The organism is Janthinobacterium goodfellowi (assembly GCF_051380695.1).
In the GTDB taxonomy this organism is placed as follows: Bacteria; Pseudomonadota; Gammaproteobacteria; order Burkholderiales; family Burkholderiaceae_D; genus Janthinobacterium.
Genome location: NZ_JBNYXN010000009.1, coordinates 55154 through 79278, shown reverse-complemented (window position 1 = coordinate 79278; position 24125 = coordinate 55154). Strand labels below are relative to the sequence as shown.

21 protein-coding genes are annotated in these 24125 nt (G+C 63.1%); 9 read left to right on the top strand and 12 right to left on the bottom strand.

The window, feature by feature from the left end:
• Positions 1 to 90 precede the first annotated feature (90 nt).
• Complete coding sequence (locus ACQ4WQ_RS26530) at positions 91 to 657, top strand: GNAT family N-acetyltransferase (RefSeq protein ID WP_436501161.1); 567 nt, start codon at positions 91 to 93, stop codon at positions 655 to 657.
• Positions 654 to 1400, top strand: a complete 747-nt coding sequence (locus ACQ4WQ_RS26525; protein WP_436501159.1) for a metallophosphoesterase family protein — start codon at positions 654 to 656, stop codon at positions 1398 to 1400. Before ACQ4WQ_RS26530 ends, ACQ4WQ_RS26525 begins: the two co-directional genes overlap by 4 nt.
• Here ACQ4WQ_RS26525 and ACQ4WQ_RS26520 read toward each other — a convergent pair.
• The 5 genes from ACQ4WQ_RS26520 to ACQ4WQ_RS26500 all read right to left on the bottom strand — a co-directional run bounded on the left by ACQ4WQ_RS26520 (position 1393) and on the right by ACQ4WQ_RS26500 (position 9881).
• A complete protein-coding gene (locus ACQ4WQ_RS26520) occupies positions 1393 to 2736 on the bottom strand; it encodes a sigma-54-dependent transcriptional regulator (RefSeq protein WP_326456800.1) in 1344 nt (447 codons plus the stop codon). The two genes, ACQ4WQ_RS26525 and ACQ4WQ_RS26520, sit on opposite strands and share 8 nt — an antisense overlap.
• Positions 2729 to 4639, bottom strand: coding sequence for a sensor histidine kinase (locus ACQ4WQ_RS26515; protein WP_436501157.1), 1911 nt, complete (start codon positions 4637 to 4639; stop codon positions 2729 to 2731). Before ACQ4WQ_RS26515 ends, ACQ4WQ_RS26520 begins: the two co-directional genes overlap by 8 nt.
• 109 nt (positions 4640 to 4748) lie before the next feature.
• Positions 4749 to 5741 carry a porin gene (locus ACQ4WQ_RS26510; RefSeq protein ID WP_436501155.1) on the bottom strand — a complete coding sequence of 331 codons (993 nt, stop codon included), beginning with the start codon at positions 5739 to 5741 and terminating at the stop codon, positions 4749 to 4751.
• Positions 5742 to 5849: 108 nt separating this feature from the next.
• Positions 5850 to 7163 carry a dicarboxylate/amino acid:cation symporter gene (locus tag ACQ4WQ_RS26505; protein ID WP_326456797.1) on the bottom strand — a complete coding sequence of 438 codons (1314 nt, stop codon included), beginning with the start codon at positions 7161 to 7163 and terminating at the stop codon, positions 5850 to 5852.
• Between the two features lie 384 nt (positions 7164 to 7547).
• Positions 7548 to 9881 (bottom strand): catecholate siderophore receptor Fiu, encoded by a 2334-nt coding sequence (locus ACQ4WQ_RS26500; protein WP_436501152.1) that lies wholly within the window; start codon positions 9879 to 9881, stop codon positions 7548 to 7550.
• A gap of 290 nt (positions 9882 to 10171) precedes the next feature.
• Between ACQ4WQ_RS26500 and nudC the strand changes: the two genes are divergently transcribed.
• Both nudC and folE read left to right on the top strand, forming a co-directional pair.
• The gene (gene nudC, locus ACQ4WQ_RS26495) at positions 10172 to 11011 is read left to right on the top strand and encodes an NAD(+) diphosphatase (protein ID WP_436501150.1); all 840 of its coding nucleotides are present in this window, start codon (positions 10172 to 10174) and stop codon (positions 11009 to 11011) included.
• A 74-nt stretch (positions 11012 to 11085) separates the two neighbouring features.
• Positions 11086 to 11652: a GTP cyclohydrolase I FolE gene (folE, locus tag ACQ4WQ_RS26490; protein ID WP_034781250.1), complete on the top strand. Its 567-nt coding sequence runs from the start codon at positions 11086 to 11088 to the stop codon at positions 11650 to 11652.
• Positions 11653 to 11697: 45 nt separating this feature from the next.
• Here the strand turns inward: folE and ACQ4WQ_RS26485 are convergent, their stop codons facing one another.
• Positions 11698 to 12516 (bottom strand): AraC family transcriptional regulator, encoded by an 819-nt coding sequence (locus ACQ4WQ_RS26485; RefSeq protein ID WP_436501291.1) that lies wholly within the window; start codon positions 12514 to 12516, stop codon positions 11698 to 11700.
• Between the two features lie 193 nt (positions 12517 to 12709).
• Between ACQ4WQ_RS26485 and ACQ4WQ_RS26480 the strand changes: the two genes are divergently transcribed.
• Positions 12710 to 13147 carry a hypothetical protein gene (locus ACQ4WQ_RS26480; RefSeq protein WP_436501148.1) on the top strand — a complete coding sequence of 146 codons (438 nt, stop codon included), beginning with the start codon at positions 12710 to 12712 and terminating at the stop codon, positions 13145 to 13147.
• 101 nt (positions 13148 to 13248) lie between these two features.
• Here the strand turns inward: ACQ4WQ_RS26480 and ACQ4WQ_RS26475 are convergent, their stop codons facing one another.
• Both ACQ4WQ_RS26475 and ACQ4WQ_RS26470 read right to left on the bottom strand, forming a co-directional pair.
• Positions 13249 to 13614: a hypothetical protein gene (locus ACQ4WQ_RS26475; RefSeq protein WP_034781254.1), complete on the bottom strand. Its 366-nt coding sequence runs from the start codon at positions 13612 to 13614 to the stop codon at positions 13249 to 13251.
• 73 nt (positions 13615 to 13687) lie between these two features.
• Positions 13688 to 14116 carry an EamA family transporter gene (locus ACQ4WQ_RS26470; protein ID WP_436501146.1) on the bottom strand — a complete coding sequence of 143 codons (429 nt, stop codon included), beginning with the start codon at positions 14114 to 14116 and terminating at the stop codon, positions 13688 to 13690.
• A 289-nt stretch (positions 14117 to 14405) separates the two neighbouring features.
• Here ACQ4WQ_RS26470 and ACQ4WQ_RS26465 point away from each other — a divergent pair, with 289 nt between their 5' ends.
• A complete protein-coding gene (locus ACQ4WQ_RS26465) occupies positions 14406 to 16052 on the top strand; it encodes a methyl-accepting chemotaxis protein (protein WP_436501144.1) in 1647 nt (548 codons plus the stop codon).
• Between the two features lies 1 nt (position 16053).
• Here the strand turns inward: ACQ4WQ_RS26465 and ACQ4WQ_RS26460 are convergent, their stop codons facing one another.
• Positions 16054 to 16479: a hypothetical protein gene (locus tag ACQ4WQ_RS26460; protein ID WP_326456791.1), complete on the bottom strand. Its 426-nt coding sequence runs from the start codon at positions 16477 to 16479 to the stop codon at positions 16054 to 16056.
• Positions 16480 to 16668: 189 nt separating this feature from the next.
• Between ACQ4WQ_RS26460 and ACQ4WQ_RS26455 the strand changes: the two genes are divergently transcribed.
• On the top strand, positions 16669 to 17367 hold the full coding sequence (locus ACQ4WQ_RS26455; protein ID WP_326456790.1) for a glutathione binding-like protein: 699 nt from the start codon (positions 16669 to 16671) through the stop codon (positions 17365 to 17367).
• Positions 17368 to 17531: 164 nt separating this feature from the next.
• Here the strand turns inward: ACQ4WQ_RS26455 and uraH are convergent, their stop codons facing one another.
• Positions 17532 to 17939 carry a hydroxyisourate hydrolase gene (gene uraH / locus ACQ4WQ_RS26450; protein ID WP_436501142.1) on the bottom strand — a complete coding sequence of 136 codons (408 nt, stop codon included), beginning with the start codon at positions 17937 to 17939 and terminating at the stop codon, positions 17532 to 17534.
• Between the two features lie 11 nt (positions 17940 to 17950).
• Positions 17951 to 18445 carry a GlcG/HbpS family heme-binding protein gene (locus ACQ4WQ_RS26445; RefSeq protein ID WP_326456788.1) on the bottom strand — a complete coding sequence of 165 codons (495 nt, stop codon included), beginning with the start codon at positions 18443 to 18445 and terminating at the stop codon, positions 17951 to 17953.
• A gap of 138 nt (positions 18446 to 18583) precedes the next feature.
• Between ACQ4WQ_RS26445 and ACQ4WQ_RS26440 the strand changes: the two genes are divergently transcribed.
• Complete coding sequence (locus ACQ4WQ_RS26440; RefSeq protein WP_326456787.1) at positions 18584 to 19294, top strand: heavy metal response regulator transcription factor; 711 nt, start codon at positions 18584 to 18586, stop codon at positions 19292 to 19294.
• The gene (locus tag ACQ4WQ_RS26435; protein WP_436501139.1) at positions 19291 to 20691 is read left to right on the top strand and encodes a heavy metal sensor histidine kinase; all 1401 of its coding nucleotides are present in this window, start codon (positions 19291 to 19293) and stop codon (positions 20689 to 20691) included. Before ACQ4WQ_RS26440 ends, ACQ4WQ_RS26435 begins: the two co-directional genes overlap by 4 nt.
• A 60-nt stretch (positions 20692 to 20751) precedes the next feature.
• Here the strand turns inward: ACQ4WQ_RS26435 and ACQ4WQ_RS26430 are convergent, their stop codons facing one another.
• A complete protein-coding gene (locus tag ACQ4WQ_RS26430) occupies positions 20752 to 24090 on the bottom strand; it encodes a DEAD/DEAH box helicase (protein ID WP_436501137.1) in 3339 nt (1112 codons plus the stop codon).
• Between the last annotated feature and the right edge of the window lie 35 nt (positions 24091 to 24125).

Here is a 24125-nt window from a genome sequence, read left to right as displayed (position 1 = left end):
TGTTACTTTTGGATTACGTAGCCGCACGGCGCAAATTACCGTCGGATTTGTCCTACCGTATGTAAGACCTGGTTAGAGGAGAAGAAAACGATGCAAGCAATCATCGAGCTGGCGACACCGCGTTTGCTGCTGCGCCAATGGCGCGACAGCGACTTGCCGCCATTCGCAGCGCTGAATGCCGATCCCCGCGTGATGGCATATTTCCCGGCGGCCCTGTCGCGCGACGCCAGCGACGCCATGGCGCGGCGCTGCAGCGGCCTGATCGCCGGGCGGGGCTGGGGTTTATGGGCGGTAACCTTGCGTGAAAACAATACCTTCATCGGCATGACGGGGCTGCATAGTCCCGACGCGCAATTGCCGTGCTCGCCATGCGTGGAAATCGGCTGGCGCCTGGCGTTCGATTACTGGGGACAAGGTTACGCGCAGGAGGCGGCGCACGCCGCCCTGCAGGCCGGTTTCGGGCGTTTGCAACTGCCGGAGATCGTCTCGTTCACGGCCTTGCCCAACGTGCGCTCGAGCACCCTGATGGCGCGCCTGGGCATGCGCCGCGATGCCGCCACCTTCGAGCATCCGGCCCTGCCGCCAGGACACGCATTGCGCACGCATTGCCTGTATCGTCTGACGCGCGCAGAATGGTGCGCACAGGAGGGAATATGAGAATCGCCGCCATTTCCGATATCCACGGCAACCTGGATGCGCTTGACGCCGTGCTGGCCGACATCGCCCGGCGTGGCGTGGACGTGACCGTCAACCTGGGCGACATCGTCTCGGGCCATCTGCAGCCGAGCGCCACGGCGGCGCGACTGATGGGGCTCGGCTTGCCCACCATCCGTGGCAACCACGAGCGCCAGCTGTTCGGCGACCCGGCCCGCATGGGCGTGTCCGACGCTTTTGCGCGCGCGCAACTGTTACCCGAGCAACTGGTCTGGATCGCGGCGCTGCCCGCCACCTTGCGCTTGCGCAAAGATGTGCTGCTCGTGCATGGCACGCCGACAAGCGACCTCGTATATTTTCTCGACAGCGTCACGCCGCAAGGCAGCCGCGCCGCCACGCCGCAGGAGGTGGCCGAACGGGCCGGCGAGGCCGACGCGGCCTTGATCCTGTGCGGCCACACGCACATGCCGCGCCAGGTGCGCCTGGCCGATGGAAGGCTGATCGTCAATCCGGGCAGCGTGGGCTTGCAAGCCTACGACGACGACCACGGCTATCCGCACGTGATGGAAAACTGCACGCCGCACGCGCGCTATGCCATCGCCGAACAGGGTGCCGATGGCGCCTGGACGGCGCAATTGCATGCCGTGGAATATGACTGGGACAAGGCGGCCCGGCTGGCGCTGGCCAACGGCCGGCCCGACTGGGTCACGCCCTTGCGCACGGGCCGGGTCGGCGTGCTTACCTGAACTCTTCCGCCACCAGATTGTACTTTTGCATCTTGTGATACAGGGTCTGTTTCGGCAGGCCCAGCACCGTGCTCACTTCGCTGACGTTGCCCGAATATGCACGCAGTTCCTGCTCGATCAGCGCGCGTTCGAAGCCGTTCACTTGCTCCGCCAGCGACAACGGGCTGGTCTGGCCGCCCGCCAGCAGGCTCGAGGCGCCGCCGGCGATACCGAGCACGAAGCGGTCGGCGATATTGCGCAATTCGCGCACATTGCCGGGCCAGGAATGGGCCATCAGGTTGCGCATCTGCGCGCTGGAGACCACGGGCGCGGCGCGGTTGTAGCGGGCGGCGGCGGCCAGCACGAAGTGTTCGAACAGGATGGGAATGTCTTCGCGCCGTTCGCGCAGCGGCGGCAGGTGCAGCACGATCAAATTCAAACGGTAGTACAGGTCGCTGCGGAATTTCTGCTGCTGCGACAAGTCTTCCAGGTCCAGCTTGGCTGCCGCGATGACGCGCACGTCAACGGGCGTGGGCACGTTCGAACCCAGCCGCTCGATATAGCGTTCCTGCAGCACGCGCAGCAATTTCACTTGCAGGGACAGGGGCAGGCTTTCGATTTCGTCGAGGAAGAACGTACCCTGGTCCGCATGCTCGATCTTGCCCACTTGCCGCTTGGCCGCGCCCGTGAACGCGCCCGGTTCGTGGCCGAAGACTTCGCTTTCAAAAATGCTTTCGGGAATCGCACCGCAGTTGACGGCGACAAAGTTGTGCTTGCGGCGGTGGCTGAAGTCGTGCAGGCAGCGGGCCACCATTTCCTTGCCCGTGCCCGTGTCGCCATAGATCAGCACGTCGGCTGGTTCGTCGGCAACGTCGAGTATCAGACGCCGTATGTCGCGCATCGCCACGGAATTGCCCAATAAACGCGCTTCGATGCCGCCGCCGTCCTCGAGCTGGCGGCGCAGGCTGTGCACTTCCAGGGTCAGGCGCCGGGTTTCCAGCGCGCGCAGGATGACGTCGACCAACTGGTCGGACGAATACGGTTTTTCGATGAAATCGTAGGCGCCGGTGCGCATGGCGTGCACGGCCATCGTGATGTCGCCGTGGCCCGTGACGAGGATCACGGGCAGGTTGGCGTCGAGCGTCTTGACCGCTTGCAGCAATTCCAGGCCGCTCATGCCGGGCAGGCGCACGTCGCTCACGACGATGCCGGGGAAATCGGGCGTCAGCAGTTTATAGGCCAGTTCGGCCGAGTGGAAGGCCAGCACGTCCAGGCCGGCCAGCTGCAGTGCCTGTTCGCTGCCTTCGCGTACGGTGGGGTCGTCCTCGACCAGCAAGACCTTCAAGCCGTCAAACATGTTTTTCCTCCTGCGTTGCAATCTGTAGTTCGATGGTGAAGATGGCGCCGCCGCCGGGGGCGTTTTCGGCGCGCAGCACGCCGCCGAACTGGCGCGTGATCTGTTCGGAAATGGCCAGTCCCAAACCCAGGCCCAGGCCTTGCGGTTTGGTCGTGAAGAACGGTTCGAACAGGTGTTCATACACTTCCGTCGACAGGCCCGGCCCCGTGTCGGCCACGTGGATCAGCACGTGCTCGGACGTGCATTCGACGGCCACGCGCAGGCTGCGCACGTCGCTGCCATTCATGGCGTCGAGCGCATTGGCGTACAGGTTGACCAGCACCTGCTCGAGGCGGTTGCTTTCGCACATGGCGAAGATGTCTTCGGGCGGCAGTTGCAAAGTAAAACGCACATTTTCCACCTGCAGCCGGCGCTCGACCAGGAACAGGGCGTTGCTGATCGCCGTGGGGATCGAGACGGAGGTCAGGCTGGTCGTCGACTTGCGCGCAAAAATCTTCAATTGACCCGTAATGGTCCCCATCCTGGCTGCAATTTGCGAGATCTTCGCCAGGTTGCGCCGCGCATCGTCGAGCCGGCCCCGCTCGAGCAGGATGACGGCATTGTCGGACATGGTGCGCAGCGCCGTCAGCGGCTGGTTCAGCTCATGCGTGATGCTGGCCGACATCTGTCCCAGCACGGCCATCTTGCCAGCTTGAAACAGTTCATTCTGCGTGATGTGGAGTTTCTGCTCGGCCTTGCTGCGCACCTCGATTTCCTGGCTCAGGCTTTGCGTCATGGCATTGAGTTCCGACGTGCGTTCCTCGACCATGGCTTCCAGGTTGTCGTAGGCATGCTGCAAGTCTTCGCGGGCGCGCAGTTTTTGCGCCACGGCCGCGCGGCGCTGGCGCAGGTAAAAGAACAGCAGCATGAAAAAGCCCAGCAGCACGCAAGAGAAGGCGGCCGCCGCGCGCGCGCTGGCCTTGGCCTGCGCCAGGTCGGACAGGTAAATGAAGGTCCAGCCTTGCGGCGACTTGAGCTTGATCTGCGTCATGACGCTCGAGCTGGTCTTCGGTGGCGTGTCGGCGTGTTCCTGCTCGCGCACGCTGATCACGCGCGCGCCATTGCCCAGCTGGCGGTCGGAAACGAAGGGGATGGCTTCCAGCTGCTTCGAATAATACTGGCGCGTGCGGTTGAGTTCCTCGACGATGGCGGGCGACAGCGGCGCCAGGGTCTTGTATTTCCAGTCCGCCATGGAACTGAGGAAGATCACGCCGTGCTCGTCGGCCAGCATCACCTTGTCGGCGCCCTGCACCCAGCGTTTTTCCAGGTTTTCCAGGTTCACCTTGACCGTTGCCAGGCCCAGCATGTGGCCATTCTGGTAGATGCCGTGGGCAAAGAAGTAGCCAGGTTCCAGCCGCGTCGTGCCCACACCATAGAAGCGGCCCGGCGTGCCGCGCAGCGCATCCTGGGCGTAGGGACGGAACGAGATGTTGTCGCCAATAAAGCTGTCGGGCTGTTGCCAGTTGCTGGCGGCCCGCGTGTTGCCGTCAAGGTTGCTGATGAAAATCGTCGAGGATTTCGCCTGGGCATTCATCTGCTCGAGGTAATGGTTGACCGTGTCGACCAGCACCGGGTCTTCCGGGTGCTGCAGCAGGCGGATCACGTCGCGGTTCAGTTCCAGCGTCTTGGGCAGGAAGTCGTATTTCTCCAGCGCGTTTTCCAGGCTGCTCACATACACCTCGAGACGCTGCGCGCCGCTCGCCTGTAGCTTGCCGATGGCGATGCGTTCCGTCCAGAAATACACGAGCCAGACGGTGGCCAGGCAGGCGGCCAGCACCACGCCCCAGGCCAGCGTTTCGCGGCCGGACCGTTGCGACAGGCGCTGGCGCCAGGAAAGGGAGGATTTGGTACTACTGCTATTCATAAAATCAGCTGCCAACTTGCAAGAACCCACAGTATCGCATTTAAGTAATCGCGGAAATAAAAAAGCCGCCGGATGTGCATCCGGCGGCCTGCGCTAGCGTGAGCCGCGATCAGAAGGTGTGGCGCATACCTAAATTGAAACCGCTGTTGCCGGTGCCATTGTCGGTGGCGTTGCCGACGACGAAGGTGGCGCCGTTCTTGTTGCTGATGTGGCCATAGCCGGTGTACAGGTCGGTGCGCTTGGACAGGGAGTAGAACGCGCCGATGGCCCACTGCTGGGCATCACGGTTCAGGTTGCTCTTGTCGTTGTGGCGGATGTACGAGGCGACCAGCTTGGTGGCGCCGAACGGGGCGCTGAAGCCGACGAGGATGTCGTTGCTCTTGCTGTTGTCCAGGGCGCGGTTGTCGGCATAGCCGAAGTTGCCTTGCACGACGCCAAAGTCGTAGCGCGTGGCCAGCAGGGTGTTGCGCGTTTGCTGGGTCGCCAGCGCATTTTCCTTGCGGTGGTGCGTCAGGGTCACGTTCAGCGGACCATCGATGTAATGGACGGCGCCGCCCATGCTGCGGTTTTTCGCATTGTCGCCAGCCACTTCGCCGAAGCCGTAGGCCAGGTCGGCCGACAGCTTGCTCCAGGTCGGCGTGCTGTATTGCACCATGTTGTCGACGCGGATATTCGTCACCATCAGGTTCGATGCCGTGCCGGCCAGGCCGATGACAAACGGATCGGCCACGTCGCGCAGGGCCAGGTAGTACGGAGAATATTGGCGGCCCAGGGTGACGGCGCCGGCGCTGCCGGTCAGGCCGACATAGGCCTGGCGGCCGAACAGCAGGCCGCCCTGGCCCGAGGTGCCAGTGTCGATATTGAAGCCGCTTTCCAGCACGAAGGTAGCGGCCAGGCCGCCGCCCAGGTCTTCCTTGCCTTTGAAGCCGATGCGCGAACCCGAGGCGACGCCGGAAGCGACGCGGTTCAGGCGGTCTCCGGCCGCATCCTTGTCGAACACCAGGCCGGCGTCAGCCACGCCGTAGACGGTCACGCTCGATTGGGCCATGGCGCCGGTGGAGGCGGCGCCGAGGGTCAGCAGGGTAAACAGGACTTTTTTCATGAAAATCTCTCTAATAAGTTGGAATGACTACTGATCGCACTACCTGACTGCTTGTTACTCAACATGGACAACAAATAAATAGCCCGCTTGTGGCGGGCCATGGCGCTATCAGGCTTTGCTAGCGTGATCCGCTTCGCCCCAATGGCTTTCCGTGTTCTGGCTGGCCGCGTTGGCCGCGGCTGCTTCCTCCTCGGTGGCCAGGCCGCCTTCCCACTTGGCGACGACGGCCGTGGCGACGGCATTGCCGACCGCGTTGGTGGCCGAACGGCCCATGTCGAGGAATTGGTCGACGCCCATCAGCAGCAGCAGGCCCGCTTCCGGAATATTGAACTGGTTCAGGGTCGCGGCAATCACCACCAGCGAGGCGCGCGGCACGCCGGCCATGCCTTTCGAGGTCAGCATCAGCAGCAGCAGCATGGTGATCTGCGTGCCGATCGACAGGTCGATACCGTAGGCTTGCGCGATGAACAGCACGGCGAAGGTGCAGTACATCATCGAGCCGTCCAGATTGAAGGAGTAGCCCATCGGCAACACGAAGCTGGAAATCTTGCGGTCCACGCCGAACTGGTCGAGCGCCGTCAGCAGTTTTGGATAGGCCGCTTCCGAGCTGGCCGTCGAGAATGCCAGCAGGAATGGTTCGCGGATCAGGCCGACGAGCTTGAAGATGCGCGGGCCGATGACGACGAAGCCTGCGCCGATCAGCAGGGCCCACAGGCACATCAGGCCCAGATAGAAGCCGCCCATGAACTTGGCAAACGTGACCAGCACGCCCAGGCCGTGCGTGGTGATGACGGAAGCCATTGCAGCGAACACGGCCAGTGGGGCCAGGTTCATGATGGTGCCGGTGATGCGCAGCATGACTTGCGCCAGCTGGTCGACGACGGCCGTCAGGGTCTTGCCCGACTCGCCCAGGCCGGCCAATGCGCCGCCGAAGAAGATCGAGAACACCAGCACTTGCAGGATTTCATTGTTGGCCATGGCCTCGATCGGCGACTTCGGCACCAGGTGCGTGAAGAAATCTTTCAAGGTGAAGGCGGCCGTTTTCAGATTCGTTGAAGCGTGTACGTCCGGCAATGGCAAGCCCAGGTTGGTACCGAGCTGCATCAGGTTCGACAGCACCATGCCCAGCGCCAGCGAGACCAGCGAGGCGACCACGAACCAGCACATGGCTTTCAGGCCGATGCGGCCCGCTGTCTTGCCGTCGCCCATGTGGGCGATGCCGACCGTCAGGGTGGAGAACACCAGCAGCGCAATGATCATCTTGATCAGGCGCAGGAAGACGTCGGTGACGATGGAAATATTGCCAGCGATTTGCTTGCTCATGTCCGCATCGGGGAAAGCGGAATGGCATCCATAACCGACGGCAATGCCGAGGATCATGGCAATCAGGATGTACAGGGTTAATGGCCGTTTCTTTTTCATTTTGACTCCTCCGGTGAAACGCCGCTGTGAGCGGATTATTGATTGCGAGCAACTCAAGCTTGGAGCCAATATTTCTCAAAAACAAGCCCTTGCGTGCCAGCGATTATTTGCAGCAAAACCTGTACATAGCAAAGGATATGCCTGAAATCGGAATTTGGGACCTAACTTCTTAAGTTGTTGATTTGAGGAGGCTTTTTTGTTGCTTAGATGTTGCAACTTTGCACGTTTGCGCGAAATATTGGACGCGGCGGGCCATCGCTGTATGACTTTTCATACGCTAGTCGCGGCAGGGTGGCGGTACGCCAAAAAGACAAGATTATCAGGACAATAAAAAAGCCCCTGCGAGGAGGGGCTGGATGTGGCGTAATACCTGTTTTCTTGACGTCAGAACTTGATATTCGCCGTCAGGCTGAACGAACGGGGCTGGCCCGGAGTGTAGCGGAATCCGGACTTGTTGATGGCTGCCACATAGGTCTTGTCGGCCAGGTTGTAGGCGTTCAGCTGCAAGTCGAGGTTCTTGTTGACGGTGTAGGTTGCCATGGCGTCGAAGACCCAGTAGGCATCCACGCGGGCCGGGGTGCCGACGGCGCCATCGGTACCGCGCAGCATTTCACCCACGTAACGCGCGCCGCCGCCGATCTTCAGGCCGAAGGGCAGGGTGTACGAGGTCCAGCTGGTGAACGCCTGTTTTGGCGTGTAGCTGAGGTTATTTACGCCGCTGGCCGTGACGACCTTGCCCGACTCGACCTTGGTATTCATGCGCGTATAGCCGGCGCTGACCAGCCAGTTCGGCATGATCTCGCCCACCACGCCCAGTTCCAGGCCTTCCACGCGCTTCTTGCCTGTTTGATAGTAAATCGTGGGGATGACAGGATCCTGTTCCACTTCATTCTTGACGGTGGTCTGGTAGACGGCGGCCGAGAACGACAGTTTTTGCTTCAGGAAGTCCCACTTGGTGCCGATTTCCTTGGTCAGGGTTTCCTGCGGGTCATAGCTCGGGTTTTGCGCGCTGCTGGCGCCGCTGCTCAGGGCGAAGTTGACGCCAGGTGGCGCTTTCGACGTGGCCAGCAAGGCATACACGCTGCTGTCCGGCGTCGGCTTGTACATGGCCGAGATCTTGCCGTTGGCCAAGGTGTCGCTCAGGGTCAGATGGGTCGGAATCGGCGTGCCCACTGGCAATGGCTGTACCGCGGGCGGCGTCACGGCCGTTTGCAGGGTGACGGCGTCATACGTGGTGTTGAAATGGTCGAAACGCACGCCGCCGTTGAACAGCCACTTGTCGCCGAACTTGACGGTGTCGAACACATACAGGCTTTGCGTGTTGACTTCGCCTTCGGTGAAGGCACCGCTGCGCACGGGCTTGTGGCCGGTAACGGGATCGCGCGGGTTCGGATGGTACAGATTGGCGTCCGGCAAGGTGCCCAGGCTGGCCGGCACATAGCTGTAGTTGGTCTGTTTTTCGCTGGTGAATTCGGCGCCGGCCACCACGGAGTGCTTCAGCACGCCCGTGTCGAATTGTGCGCTGACCACGGTCTGGTTGGTCAGAATCGTGTTTTCCTGGTCCTTGACGGTGCGCAGCGAGCGCGCCAGGGTCCAGGTCGACGGATCGGTGGCGACCGGCGTCTTCAGGTTGGCGGTGCTGCCCATGAAGGCCGTCAGCAGGTAATCCTGCTTGGTCTTGCCATAGCGCGTGGTGTTTTGAATCTGCACGTTGGGCGAGAAATCATGGTCGATGCGCAAGGTGCCCATGTCGGCCTTGACCTTGTTGTAGTCCGACGTGGAACCGTAGAAATTCTTCGGATCGACCTTGGCGGCGCCATTCAGGAAGGTGCGGACGACCGGTTTTTCCTTCGTGGCGACATCCGGCGTCGAGTAGCCAGGCAAGCCGATGGTCGGCACGCCGCCGTCGGGTACGTTGTCCTGGTCCACGTGCAGGTAGCTGGCCGTGATGCGCGTCGGTTTGCCGATGCCGAAGGTAACGGTCGGCGCGAAGGCCCAGCGCTTGTTCTTGACTTCGTCGCGCGCCGGATCGCCGCTGTCCTGCGTCATCAGGTTCAGGCGCAGCGCCGTGCCGGTATCGCTGTCGAGGACGCGGTTCCAGTCGGCCGTGGCGCGCTTCTGCTTGCCGCTGCCGGCCGTCAGCAGGGAGTTGAATTTGTTTTCCATGGTCGCCGTCTTGCTGACCAGGTTGATCGAACCGGTCGGTGAACCGCGGCCGCTATCGGTGCCCGCCGGGCCCTTCAATACGTCGATCTGTTCGATGTTGAAGACGTCGCGCGAGATGGAGCCCACGTCGCGCACGCCATCGACATAGATGCTGCCCGACGAATCGAAACCGCGCATGTAGACGGCGTCGCCCGTGTTCGTGTTGCCGTTTTCACCGAGGAAGAAGGTACCGACGCCCGGCGTGTTGCGCAGCGCATCCGTCAGGGTCAGCGCGCCTTGCTGTTCGATCAATTCCTTCTTGATCACGACGATGGTTTGCGGCGTATTGACGAGCTCTTCCGTGTATTTCGGCGACGAGGCTTTTTCGGCCTTGAAATCATTTTCCTTGGAGCCCACGACCTTGATTTCGTTCAGGGTTTGCTGCGATGCCGGGGCGCTTTGGCCGGCCGGGTCGGCCGCTTGGGCGACGACGGGCAGCAGCATCACGGCCAGGGCGGCGCCGATGTGCTGGTTGAAACGGGTTGGGGCGTGTTTGCGGCTCTTGATTGCCATCTTGCTCTCTCGATAAGGTCAGGTAGTGGTTCCTGGCTGGCGCTGCGCGGCGGTGCGGTGGCACGCGGGCAAGTGGCTGGCGATGGACGGGTTGGCAGACATTGTAATTATCGGGCGCTAATTCGTAAATGAGAATCGTTATCAGTCTCGTTTACGCAACGAATTGCGTGTGCCGCAAAAAAAACACGGTGATGGCGCATGAATACTTGCCTTGCGGCCCCGTCGCTGCTACGCGCGCAGGCATCCGGCGGCGGGAGTATGATGAGCAACCTTTACAAGCGACCTCCAGCATGCTCCAGACTCCCGATGCCTTCGTCCCCCTGATCGACACGCCCGAACCGGCCCCGGCCGCCACCGAGACGCTCACCTTCGTCTTTCACCGCGGACGCCTGCTGTTGCGTACGCCCGCGTTGCTCTTGCCCACGGCCGCCGAGGCGGCCGCGCTCGGTATCGACCTGAGCCGTGCCCAGCCCGTGGGCTGGTGGCAGGGCCGCTATTGCCAGACCGTCTGGACGGATACGGAATTGCTGCCCGCCGACAGTCCCCTGGCGTATCACGGCATGCGTTCGCTGTTCAACGCCGTCGACGATACCTTCCTGGGCCTGGCCAGCCGCGCCGTGCAGCTGGCCGAGTGGGCGCGCACGCACCGTCATTGCGGCGTGTGCGCCACGCCCATGCAGCGCACGCGCGGCGAACGCTGTTTCACGTGCGCCGCCTGCGGCATGCTGGCCTACCCGCGCATCTCGCCCGCCATGATGGTACTCATCCGCAAGGGCGAGCAGGTGTTGCTGGCCATGCACAAGCATTCACCATCGCAGCGCTTCAGTCCGCTGGCCGGTTTCCTGGAGGCGGGCGAATCGATCGAGGAAGCCGTGCACCGCGAAGTGATGGAAGAGGTGGGCTTGCGCGTGCATAACTTGCAGTACTTCATGAGCCAATCCTGGCCGTTTCCCCATTCGCTGATGATCGCGTTTACGGCCGATTATCTCGATGGCGAGATTCGCCTCGACGAAAATGAGATCGCCGAGGCGCGCTGGTTCGGCCCCGGTGATGCGTGGCCGGAAGCGAGTTCGAGCGTGTCGATTTCCGCGCTGCTGGTCGGCGCGCACCGGCCGCCGGCGCAGTCGTAAACCACAGGCTGCTCAGGCAGCCTGCCGCATTTTCTATATACTGGCGGCAATTGAAAATTTTAGGGTGGTTTAGCATGTCTCAAGAAGAATTCTCCGAAAACGACTGGCGCCGGCTGATCAGCAGCCTGGGTGAAGATCCGCAGCGTCCTGGCTTGCTGGAAACGCCGGCCCGCGTGGCCAAGGCGTGGAAGCACTGGACGTCCGGCTACGGCCAGGACCCGGTGGACTTGCTGAAAGCGTTTGAAGATGGCGCGGAACAGTACAACGAGCTGATCGTCGTGCGCGGCATCCCCGTCTACAGCCATTGCGAACACCACCTGGCGCCGTTCTTCGGCAAGGCCACCATCGGCTACGTGCCCAACGGCAAGATCGTCGGCCTGTCGAAACTGACGCGCCTCGTCGATTGCTTCTCCAAGCGCCTGCAAGTGCAGGAACGCATGACGATGCAGATCGCCAATGCGCTGATGGAAGTGCTGGAACCGAAATCGGTGGGCGTGGTCGTGCGCTGCCGTCACCTGTGCATGGAAAGCCGCGGCATCCGCACGCCGGGCGAAGAAACCATCACCTCGGCCATGCTGGGCGAGATGCAGCCGAACCTGGCGCTGCGCACGGAATTTCTGGCCCTGGCGCGCGAAGTCTGATTTTCGGCGACGATGCGGGACGAAGGCGGCATATGCCGCCTTTTTTCATGCGCGTCCGGATTCGCGTTCCGCCAGGTAGCGGGCCGGCGGCTTGCCCACCGCCTTGCGGAACATGGTGACAAAACCGCTGGTGTTTTCATAACCGAGTTCCAGCGCCACCGCTTTCACGCTGTGGCCTTGCGCCAGCCGTTGCAAGGCCAGGATCACGTGCAGTTGCCGGCGCCAGCGGCCCACGCTCATGCCCATTTCCTCCAGCGACTGCCGGGTCATGCTGCGCTCGCTCATGCCGATGCGCCCGGCCCACTCGGCCAGGGTGCTTTTATCGGCGGGCTGCGCCAGCAGCAGGGCGGCCAGGCGGCGCAGGCGCGCATCGCGCGGCATCGGCAGATGCAAGTCTTCCACGGGCGCGACCGCCAATTCATCGAGCAGGGTGGCCACCAGCCGTTCCTGCGCGCCCTGCAGCGCGATCAGGGTGGGAAAACCGGCTGCCTTGGCGATCAGTTCGCGCAACAGGGGCGAGACGGCCACGGTGCAGCAGACGGCGGGCAAGGCCGGCGCCGTGGCCGGCTCGACAAACAGGCAGTAGCACTCGGCCTCGCCCACGCCCTGCGCTGAATGCATCAGGCCGCCCGGTATCCACACGGCGCACTGGGGCGGCACGATCCACACCCCACTTTCTACTTCGCAATGGATCACGCCCCGCGTGGCGTACAGCAGCTGCCCCTTGCGGTGCTGGTGCGGCGCCTGCTCCGCATCCTCGGGCACGCTGGCCAGGCCCACGGCCAGCAGGGGCCGCAGCACGCCGTCGACGTCGAAATCGATGATGGAGGCGCCGGTGTCCAGGCCCAGGTGGGCCGTCAGCATGCTGGGCAAGAGGGGGTGGGGCATGGGAATACTTTGGCTGGATTGAACAATATTGTGGCTATTGTATGCAATGACGTCGGACGCCGTCATCGGTATCGTATGGCTATCCGCAGCCCCGCTTCAACGGCAACCGCCGCCGCCAGAGTTCTGATGAAGGCCAGGAGGAACGGCAACCCCCTTGAAGGAGTCTCCCATGCAACTCGATATCACCGATTTTCCCCTCGTCTGGATGCGCCGCGATCCTGCCGCGGAGCGCCACGACGAAGCCTTGTTCGCCCAGTTCGAATCCCTGCTGGCGCGCCAGCAGGCGTTTGTGATTCTCAGCGACGAAGGCCTGGACGAGGATGGCCATGACCATCCGCAGGAGGCGCGCAAGCGCGCCGTGCTGTGGATGAAACGGCACAAGGCCGCCCTGCGCGCGTATATCCAGGGCATGGTGCTGGTCGAGCCGAGCGCGGCCAAACGCCTGGCCGGCAAGGCCTTCGCCGTCATGTTCGGCCAGTTCTGGGGCTACCCTTTACACTTTGGCACCAGCCGCGACGACGCGCTCGACATCGCCCAGCATTTGATCAAGGCGTGGCTGCCGCCAAGGGAGGGCTGGCAAACTCAAGAGCACCTGACAAAACCGTAGCGAGCGGCAGTGATTTGTGGCTAAGAAGCGCAACCGTACTTCTAGTACGGTGAGCATCGCAGGCCGCAAAGCGCGCCGCGCAGTAGGTTTGGTCAGGTGTTTTAGTAGCGATAATCGTTGACAAAGTGTTTTGTGAAGTTGTATTTGCTGCCGCCGTCGAGCAAGTCGACCAGGCGTTTCGGCGCCGAGGCCGACATGAAGGCGTCGGCGGCGCCGCCCGTGCTGCGGAACTTCATGCCCGGGCTGAGGATCTGGTTGGCGCCGATCTTCAGGTGCTGGAAGCTTTTCGTCTTTTCGTTGTTGAGGATGAAGTGCAATTCCTGCTTGAACGTCAGGAAGGGGATCTTCAGCCACCAGCCTTCGTCCGTGCCATAGCTGGCGACGCTGGCAAAATGCGTGTTCTTGTCCGTCAGCGTGGGTTTGCCCAGGCGGTCGTTGATGCGTTTCATGGCTTCATTCTTGGTCATGCTGTTCTTTCGTGATTCGATCTATGCGGCGTGCATTCTGACACAGGCGCGCCGCCGCGTGCCGTGGAATGCCTCAGAGTAGCAAAATCAGCGAACCGAGCACGATCAAGCCGCCGCCGGCCGCCGCTTTCAGGGTGAACGGCTCGCCCAGCACCAGCCAGCCGGCCAGCATCACCAGCGCCACGCTGAGCTTGTCGACGGGCGCCACCAGCGAGACGGGCCCCAGCTGCAGCGCGCGGAAATAGCACAGCCACGACAGCCCCGTGGCCACGCCCGAGGCGATCAGGCAGGTCCAGCCCACCCAGTTGCCGCCGCTGGGGCGCTGCCATTCCGCGCGCAGCGAGATGATGGCCGCCGTCACCAGCAGGATGACGCCCGTGCGTATCAGGGTGGCCATGTTGCTGTTCAGATGGGCCACGCCCAGCTTGCCCAGGATGGCCGTCAGGGCCGCAAACACGGCCGACAGGATGGCAAAGCCTTGCCAGGTTAACGTGGTCGACATGGGACTCCCTGCGCGGTAAGCAACTGTAATGACTGTAGCGTAAAAGAAGGGCGGCCGCAGCCAGCATTTTTATTGCGACGCAGCATGAATTCTCATCAATTGTCGCAACGCATTAACAACACCGGGCAAAATTCATTGCTTCCCGGCATTGTAAATATCGGTCGTTCGAGCGTATGCTGGAGACGTCTGAACGGTGCCGCCAGAGCACCGTCGCCGCCGCATTCCTGGCCTGCAGAGCTGGAAGCGGGCCACGCCCCTTCGCCGCACAATAGAGAGTTGGAGACACAGCATGAAGAAATTGACGTTCCAGCAGAAGTTATGGATTCCCCTGATTTGCAGCCTGTTGTGCATCACCGTTATTTTTGTCTATAACGCCCTGGAAATCCGCAAGATCCGCATCGAAGAGCGCAGCGCCGACCTGAGCAATGCCGCCGACCTGGGCCTGGGCGCCGTCAAGATGTTCGGCGACCTGGCCGCCAGCGGCGCCCTGACGAAGGAAGAAGCGCAAAAGCAGGCCACCGCCGTCATCAAGAGCATGCGTTTCGGCGAGACCGGCTATTTGTCCATCATCAACCTCGATGCCGTCGTCGTGATGAATCCCGCCGCGCCGCAAACCAATGGCAAGAACATGTCGGATTTTAAAGATGCCAACGGCACCTATCTGTACCGCGACATCGTTGCCGTCGGCAAGAGCGATGCGGGCAAGGGCTTCGTCCACTATTATTTCCCCCGTCCCGGCCAGAAGACCCCCGAACCGAAGATGAGCCGCGTGGTGGCTTATAAACCGTGGGCCTGGACCCTGGTGGTGGGCGTGTACATGGATGATATCGACGCGGCCTTCCGCCAGTCGCTGCTCACCTCGCTGGGCGTGCTGCTGCTGGTGTGCGGCCTGCTGGCGGCCGTCGTCGTCGTGATCAACCGCAGCCTGCGCCATGCGCTGGGTGGCGACCCTGAATATGCGGCCGACGTGGCGGAAAAGATCGCGAACAACGATTTGAGCGGCGTCGTGCGCACGCATGCCAGCGACCGCCACAGCGTGCTGTACGCGATGAAAACCATGCAAGCCAACCTGGTCGACGCGATCAGCGAAATCCGCCACAGCGCCGAAACGATCGCCACGGCATCGAGCGAGATTGCCAGCGGCAATATGGACTTGTCGGCGCGCACGGAAATGCAAGCCAGTTCGCTGGAAGAAACGGCAGCCTCGATGGAGGAATTGACCTCGACCGTGACGCAAAACGCGGGCAATGCCGTGCAGGCAAATGAACTGGCGCAGTCCGCTTCCGCCGTGGCGCGCCAGGGCGGCGCCGTGGTGGCGCAAGTGATCGGCACGATGGACACCATCAACGCTTCGTCGCGCAAGATCGTCGACATCATCGGCGTCATCGACGGCATCGCCTTCCAGACGAATATCCTGGCGCTCAACGCGGCCGTGGAAGCGGCCCGGGCCGGCGAGCAGGGCCGCGGCTTTGCCGTGGTGGCGTCGGAAGTGCGCAACCTGGCGCAGCGTTCGGCGGGCGCGGCGAAGGAAATCAAGGAACTGATCGGCGCTTCCGTCGACAGCATCGCGGCCGGCAGCACGCTCGTCGCACAGGCGGGCACGACCATGGATCAGGTGGTCGCTTCCGTCTCGCGCGTGACCGACATCATGGCCGACATCACGGCCGCCTCGCACGAGCAAAGCACGGGTATCGGCCACGTCAACCAGGCGATCACGGAAATGGACAGCGTGACGCAGCAAAATGCGGCACTGGTGGAAGAGGCGGCGGCAGCGGCGTCGAGCATGCAGGACCAGGCGGCCGTGCTGGCGCAGCTGGTGGCGCGCTTCAAATTGTCGGCGCAGGAGCCGGGAACGTCGCCGCGTCTGGCGGCAAGCTCGGCTGGCGCGCCGCGCGCCGTGGCGAAAAAACCGTTGCGCAGTCTGGCGGCGCGCTGATTTACCGGGCCGGCGCCGCCGCTTGCGGTGCCGGCTCGAATTCCAGCTTGTCATCGACGACCACGAATTGCCCGACCGGCTGGCCCAGGTCGGCTTTCGGGTCGTTTTCCATTTCCGTCAGTTCATTGCAGGTATTCGTTTCCGCCTGCCACAGCTGCTTGCCCATGCGGATATTCCACAAGCCATCGCCGGCCGCGAACAGCTCGACCTTGATGTCGGCCGGCGCATCGGTCGACAGCGTATGCAGGCGCTGGCATTGCGGCAGGTTGGTGGCCATCAGCTGTACTTCCACGGTATCTTGCCAAAAATAACGCTGCTGGCGGCGCACGGTCAGGGAATGGTCTTGCCCATCGAACATGTAGATGGCGAAGTCCTGGACACAGCCTGACAGCAGGACGGACAGCGTGACGATCAGGAGTTTGCGCATGGTCGGCTTTCTTTGTTTGTGCTCTGGAATGTCGGGATGCCTGCGTGACGGCGCTGGTGAATGCTTGCGCTGCCGGGGCGCCGTCTTGTTTTCCGCTTACGTGGCATTATATCCATGCATATCAGTTGCGGCGCGACAATAGTTCTGCCAAGTGCGCCTGCCCCTACTCATCTACCTGGAAAGACCACGATGATCGACCTGTATTACTGGACCACGCCCAACGGGCACAAGGTGACGATGTTCCTGGAAGAAGCGGGCATCCCCTACAACATCATTCCCGTGCATATCGGCAAGGGCGAGCAGTTCAAGCCTGAATTTCTCGCCATCGCGCCGAACAACCGCATCCCCGCCATCGTCGACCAGGCGCCGGCCGATGGCGGCGCGCCCCTGTCGCTGTTCGAGTCGGGTGCGATTCTGCAATACCTGGCCGAGAAAAGCGGGCAATTCCTGCCGGCCGACGTGCGCGGTCGCGCGGAAGTCATGCAGTGGCTGTTCTGGCAAATGGGCGGCCTTGGCCCCATGGCCGGACAGAACCACCATTTCGTGCAATACGCGCCCGAACCGATCGACTACGCCATCACGCGCTACGTCAACGAAACGAACCGGCTATACGGCGTGCTGAACAAGCGCCTGGCCGACCGGGCCTTCGTTGCCGGCGACAGCTATTCCATCGCCGACATGGCGATCTATCCGTGGATCGTGCCGCACGCGCGCCAGCGCCAGAAGCTGGAAGACTTCCCGCACCTGGCGCGCTGGTTCGCGGCCATTGCCGCCCGTCCCGCCACCGTGCGCGCGTATGCCCGCGCGGCCGAAATCAATGTGCAGCCCACCGTCAGCGGCGACGCGAAAAGCGTGCTGTTCGGGCAGACGGCGAAGACGCTTGGCTAAGAGCCTATCCCAGTAGGGAGCGTCTTCTGCTGGCCGTTCATCAGGAGCGCGGACAAGGCGTGAGGAGGACGCGTGGCGAGCCACGCGACGACGATCAACGCAGTCCCCGCTTCTGAGGGGCGCCAGCAGGGGATGTATTCATCTACTGGGATAGGCTCTAAGCTTCAGTTGCCCCGGTAAGTGGAGAAACCGAAAGGGCTGAGCAGCAGCGGTATGTGATAGTGCTGGTCGGTCTTTTCCACGTGAAATTGCACGGGGATTTCCGGGAAGAAGGTTTCCTGTTTCAGCCGTGCATAGTGTTCGCCTGTCTTGAACACGATGCGGTAATCGCCCGCCTGCATGGGCGTATCGGCCGGATACATGGCCGCGATGCGCCCCTGGGCATTCGTCACGGCGCTGCCCAGCTGTTGCCAAGCATCCCCTTTTTTCTGCTCCAGGGTCACCGTCACGCCCGCCGTCGGCTGGCCGCTTTGCAGGTCGAGGATGTGCACGCTCAAGGGATTGGCGGCCAGCGCCATGCTGGACAGGCTGGCGAAGGCCAGGGCGGCGGTGAGTTTTTTCAGATAGGTCATCGTTGTTGCTTTCACAGGGTGGGGGAATCGAGTTCAGGGATGGCTGCCAGGGCGGCATGGGCGCAGGCGCGGTCTTGCAGGGCGCCACCGCCACCGGCGACGCCGATGGCGCCGACGACTTCGCCCTTGGCGCGCAAAGGCAGGCCGCCGCCCAGCAGCAACAGTTCCGGCACGGTCGTCAAATTGGCCATGTCGGGATTGCCGCGCGCGGCCACGGCGAGCGCCTGGGTATCGTTTTTCGTCGACAGGGCCGTGTAGGCCTTGCGCCGGCTCGCTTCCGTGTTATGCGGCCCGACGCCATCGGCGCGCTGCACGGTCACGAGATTGCCGCCACGGTCGAGCACGCTGACGACGATATGCCGGCCTTGCGCCTGGCACGCGGCGATGGCCGCATCGGCCAGCTTGTTGGCCGCCGCCAGCGACAGCTCATCGACCTTGCGCAGCTGGGCATGGGCGGGGCTGGCCAGCAGGCACAGCAGGGTACTGCCGAAAAGTAGGGTTTTCATCTGGCATCCATGTAAAAGAATGGCGTCAGTATGGCCAGGCTTGCCCTACGAGAAGATGATCGCCGCATGACATTTTTATCATCCGCGGTGCCCGGCGCGCGGCGTAGAATGGTCTTATATTCCCCTTAGAAAGCTGCCATGCGCATCCTGGTCATTGAAGACGAACCGAAGACGGGCGACTATCTGCTGCGCGGCCTGGCCGAGTCCGGCTTCACGGTGAGCCTGGCGCGCAATGGCCGCGACGGCTTGCACATGGCCGGCACGGACGCACCCGATTTGATCGTGCTTGACGTCATGCTGCCCATCATGGATGGCTGGCAAGTGCTGCGCGCGCTGCGCCTGCAGGAGGGCGGCGCCGACGTGCCCGTGATTTTCCTGACGGCGCGCGACGAAGTGCAGGACCGCGTGAAAGGGCTGGAACTGGGCGCCGACGATTACCTGGTGAAACCGTTCGCCTTTGCCGAACTGGTGGCGCGCATCCGCACCCTGCTGCGGCGCGGGCCGCCCCGTGAAGACGACGTGATCCGCATCGGCGACATGGAAATCGACGTGATGAAACGCAAGGTCAGCCGGCAAGGCCAGCGCATCACCCTGACGGCCAAGGAATTCGGCTTGCTGCATTTATTGGCGCGGCGCCAGGGCGAAGTGCTCTCGCGCTCCATCATCGCCTCGCAAGTGTGGGACATCAATTTCGAGAGCGACACCAACGTCATCGACGCGGCCATCCGCCGCCTGCGCAGCAAGCTCGACGATCCGTTCGAGCCCAAGCTGATCCACACCTTGCGGGGCATGGGCTATGTCTGCGAATTGCGCGCGCCCAGCGCTCCCGACAGCGGCGCAGCCGCATGAAGCTGGCGCAACTCCGCCGCTCGCTGACCCTGCGCGTCACGCTCGTGTTCGTGCTGATCGTGGCGCTCGTGTCGGCCGGGCTGGGCATGCATCTGTACCGTTCCTTTGTGGCGGAAATCGAGCGCCGCGACGACATTTTGTTGCTGGGAAAACTGCGGCAGATTCAGCAATTACTCGGCAATGCCGGCACCCTGGACATCATCCGTGAGCGGCCCCAGTATTTCCGCGACACCATGAGCGGGCAAGAGAATTCCCTGGTGCGCATCGTGCGCGCCGATGGCACGCGTTTGATCGATGTCAATCCGAACGGCGAGAACGTCGCGCATGCTGTTCCCGTGGCCGTCGATGCGCCCGTCACGGCCAGTGCGATTGTCAGCTGGACCAGCCGCGACGGCTATCCGGCCCGGGTGGTGGCGGCCAGCGCGCGCATCGGCGATCCGGCGCAGATGGCCGATATTGTCGTCGCCCGGGTCTACGGCGACCGCACGGCCATGTTTGCCGCCTACCGCTGGCAGATCGTCGTCTCCGTCGCCATCAGCGCGCTGGTGGCGGCGATACTGGCCAGCGTGATGCTGCTGCGGGGATTGCGGCCGCTGCGCAATATCGCCGCCCACGCGGCCCTCGTGCGGCCCGGCAAGCTGGGCCAGCAACTGGAGGCGCGCGGCGCGCCGACGGAACTGCTGCCCCTGATCCAGGCCTTGAACGCCATGCTGGCGCGGCTGCAGGAGGGGTATGCGAGGCTGTCGCAATTTTCCGCCGATCTGGCGCATGAATTTCGCACGCCCGTCACCAATCTGCTGGGACAAAGCCAGGTCATGCTGGCCCGCCCACGCAGCGCGCACGAATATGAACAGCTGGTGTCGTCGAATGTGGAAGAGCTGGAACGGTTGTCGCGCATGATCGACAGCATGCTGTTTCTGGCGCGCGCGCAGCAGGATGAAATGGTGCTCGTCAAGCAAGTCTTGCCCGTGCAGGACGAGTTCTTGCGCCTGGCCGATTTCTTTGAAGGCCTGGCCGAAGAGCGCGAGCTGGCGCTGGCTTGCCACGGCAGCGGCACGGTGACGGCCGAGCCGCAACTGCTGCGCCGTGCACTGGGCAATTTGCTGTCGAACGCGATCCGCCACGCGGCGCCCGGCAGCACGATTTTATTGCGTTCGCACGCGACGAACGCGGGTGTGGAACTGAGCGTGAGCAACCTGGGGCCCGCCATCCCCGCGCGCCATTTGCCCCACCTGTTCGAACGTTTCTACCGCGCCGACCCGGCCCGCAGCGACTCGGCCGCCTCCACAGGTTTAGGTTTGGCCATCGTCACGGCCATCATGCAATTGCATGGCGGCAGCGCGAGCGTGGCATCCGACGCTGCCGCCACGACATTTACCTTGGTTTTCCCGGCGTAATATTGACGGTGGTGGTGTCGGATTACGCGCTTGCGCGCTAATCCGACCTACGCCTGCCAATCAGCCCATTTCCACCAAAAACTCATGCATGCCCGTATGCGGCAATTGTGCGCACGCTGGCGCAAAATGCGGCAACTGGCCCCACAGCAACGGATTGCCGACGATGTACACATAATGCTGCGCGCGCGTGAGGGCCACGTTGAGCAAATTCGGCGTGGCTGCCGCCCATTGCGCGGCGCCGGCCGTGCTGTCGTCGGCGCCGAGAACCAGCATCACCACGCTTTGTTCCTTGCCCTGGAAGGTGTGCACGGTGCCCACCATCTGGCTGCTCCACTGGCGCAGTTCGCGCGCCGTCGGCGCCTTGCCGTAGCCGAGGCGGCGGTCCCAGTCCATGTCCATGATGCGCGAACGCAATTCGTTGCGCACGGCCTTGAACGGCGTGATCACATACATGTCCGGCAGCTTGCCGTCGCGGCGATACAGTTTTAATAGCACTTCCAGCACGAAATCGAGCTGCACCGGCACCACCTGCTTGTAGCTGACGGCGCCGACGGCGTCGATCCAGCGGCTCGGTCCCCGCGTCAGGCCCCGCGCGCCGGCCGGCGGCGTGCGTTCAGCCAGCCCATAGACCATCTTGTCTTCATAGGCGATGGCGTTGGCCAGCGAAAACATCGGTTCCACGCAGCGGCGGTGCACGCGCAGGGGGCTGCCGATCCACAGGGGCTGGGCGCTATGGGCGCCGACCGTCGCGCCATAGCGGTTAGCCTTGTCGGCCAGGGTCTGCACGGAAACGGAAGTCGGCGCGTAACTGCCATCCTGCGTATGCGGCGACAGGGCGGACAAGGTTTGCACGAGGCGGCCCGGCACGGTGAACACGGGTTCGATCTGCAGCGGGTCGCCCACGACGATGGCGCGCTTGGCGCGCCACAGGCTGCCCAGCGCCGCTTGCGGCACGGCCTGGCCCGCTTCGTCGATGAACAGCCAGCCCAGCGATTCCGGGCCCATGCCCTGGAACTGGCGCGCGAACGAGGCGAACGTGGTCGACACGACAGGCACCACCATGAACAGGCTGTGCCAGACCATGGCGACGTGCGACTGGTCGTAGGCGCGCTTGTTTTTCAGCAGTTTCGACACGGCCAGCAAGTTGCCGCCAAAGCCGGGTCCGCCTTTTTTCGCCACTTCCGCCAGCCACGCTTCATGCAGGGCCAGGGCCTTGGCGAACAGGCGCGAGCGCAGGCGCGCCAGGGCCGGTTCATGCCACAGGCCGCCAATCTGCAGGGCGTCGCCGTCCAGCTCGTCCAGGGTCGCCGGCGCGATGATGGTGGGGAAGCGCATGCGCGCGCGGCGCAGCAGTTCCGTGCTGTCGTCCCATTCGCGCTGGCGCGATTGCGCCGTGCGCAGGGCGATATGCAGGCTGTTGCGGGCGCGCTCGCAGCGCGGCTCCAGCTCGCCCTTGAGCAGCAGCTTGATAGCGGACACGTCGCGCGCGGCCTGGCGCTGCGCTTCGGCGTTGGCCACGACGGCATCCTTGTAGGCGCGCGCCGGTTTTGTTCCGAACAGGCGGGCAAAGAAACCGGGTTGCGTCAGCGCCACCAGGCGTTCTTCTTCCAGCAATTCCTTCTTGCTGGCAAGCAAGGTGTCCTGCTGCGCCAGCGCGCCGGACAGGGCACCATTGGCCGCATCCATTTCTTGCTCGGCTTCTATCAACGCTTGCTGGCTGGCCTGCATGAAGTCCGCTTCCGTGCACGTGCCCACGGCTTGCCACAGGGCCGCGTACTGGGCGTGCTCGGCCAGGGCCTTTTCCACCACGTGTTCCGTCTCGCGGAACTCGCGCGCCGCCTGGGCGAAGCTGACGCCCTGGTAGCTGGCCAGCCACTGGCGGATATTCTGCGCATTCGGCGTCTTGCGCGCCGTGGTTTTGTCCCAGTCGTCGTCATAGAAATTGCTGACGAAGCGGCGGCGGTTGGCGCTATTGCCCAGCGCGCAGGACATCAAGCCCCACGGGGCTTCCGTTTCGGTCAAGGCGCGGTTGGCGCCATTGCCGTCGGCCACCACGCGGCGCGCCACGCTTTCGAAATAGCGCGTGCGCGCCCATTCCTTGCCCAGCTGTTTCGGTTTCGGCAGGTCGCCGGAAATGTTTTCCACCGCCGCATTGTTCGACGAGGCGACGACCATTTCAAAGCCCGTCAGTTCCGGACGCAAGCGGGCGATGGTGATCGGGTCGCGCACGCCTTCGAAGGCCACGGCTACCTTGCCGATGAAGGCGTCGCCGGCGCGGTCCAGGCAGGACAGCACGGCCGCGCGGCGCACGATGTTGTCGGCGAACAATTCGCGCAGCAAGGTCGTCTTGCCCGTGCCGGGCGGACCGTTGACGGAAAAGATGCCGCGCTCGCTCAAGCCCGTGCGCGCGCCGTGGATGGCGAACTGCTGCATCAGGCTCATGGCGTAGCTGGCGTCTTCCAGCCAGTGTCCCCGGTTCATATTGCCCGGATTGAGCATGGCGGCCAGCGCCTGGCGTCCGGCCGGGCTGTACAGGTCGATGCGCTCATCCTGCGCCAGCGGCGTCAGATAGGCGGCGACCGTCGCGGGCAACTTGCCGCCACGCAAGGCGCGGATGATCTGCTCCAGGTCATCGAGGTAAAAACTGTTGAGGATATCGATCGACGGTTCCACCGCGTCGCCGAAGTCCAGGCTGCGGGTCTGGCTGGACTCCAGCGTATCGGCGTCCGTCGCGGCCGCGCGTTTCTTGCGCGTACGCAATTCCAGCACGGCCAGCGGCTGGCCGGCGGACGGGTGGAAACCGGCCCAGTCGCGCAGCAGGTCGGCCAGGGCCGCGATTTCCATGCCGGACAGGGGCGACGAGACATTGCCCGCTTCGTCCGTTATCTGCTGCGCCGCGCGGCTTGCCGCGAAGTTGCGCAGGCTGTCCTGCAGCGCCAGCTGGCTGTCGCTGAAGGCGTCCAGACTCAGGCCCGACCAGTCCGGCGTGCGGGCGCGCCCCAGTGCCCACGGCAAGGTCGATACGGACACGGGATCGAACTGCGGCTCGCCCAGCGCGTTGAGGTTCAGGCGGGCAAAGCACGAGCGTCCCAGCAGCTCTGTTTTTTCTGTTTCGGCAATATTTTCCGGGCCGTTGGCCGGCGGGCAAGCTTTGTTGATTTCAGCCTTGTCGAACACGCCGAGGAAGAGGGAAAAGCCGTCGATCTCGCGGTCGGAAGGGACTTGCCATTGCGTGGCGAACTGCGGCGGCAATTGCGCCAGCTGTTCGCGGTGGAGGAGACGCACGGTGGACTGGTCTTCGACGTCCGTGATTTGATTCAGGTCAAACGGGATAAAGAATTCGATCTTGTGCCAATACTCCAGGATAGCCAGGAGGCGCTGCTGTTCTGCCTGATTCATGATGACCAATATTTTGTAAAGCGAGCGAGGATTGT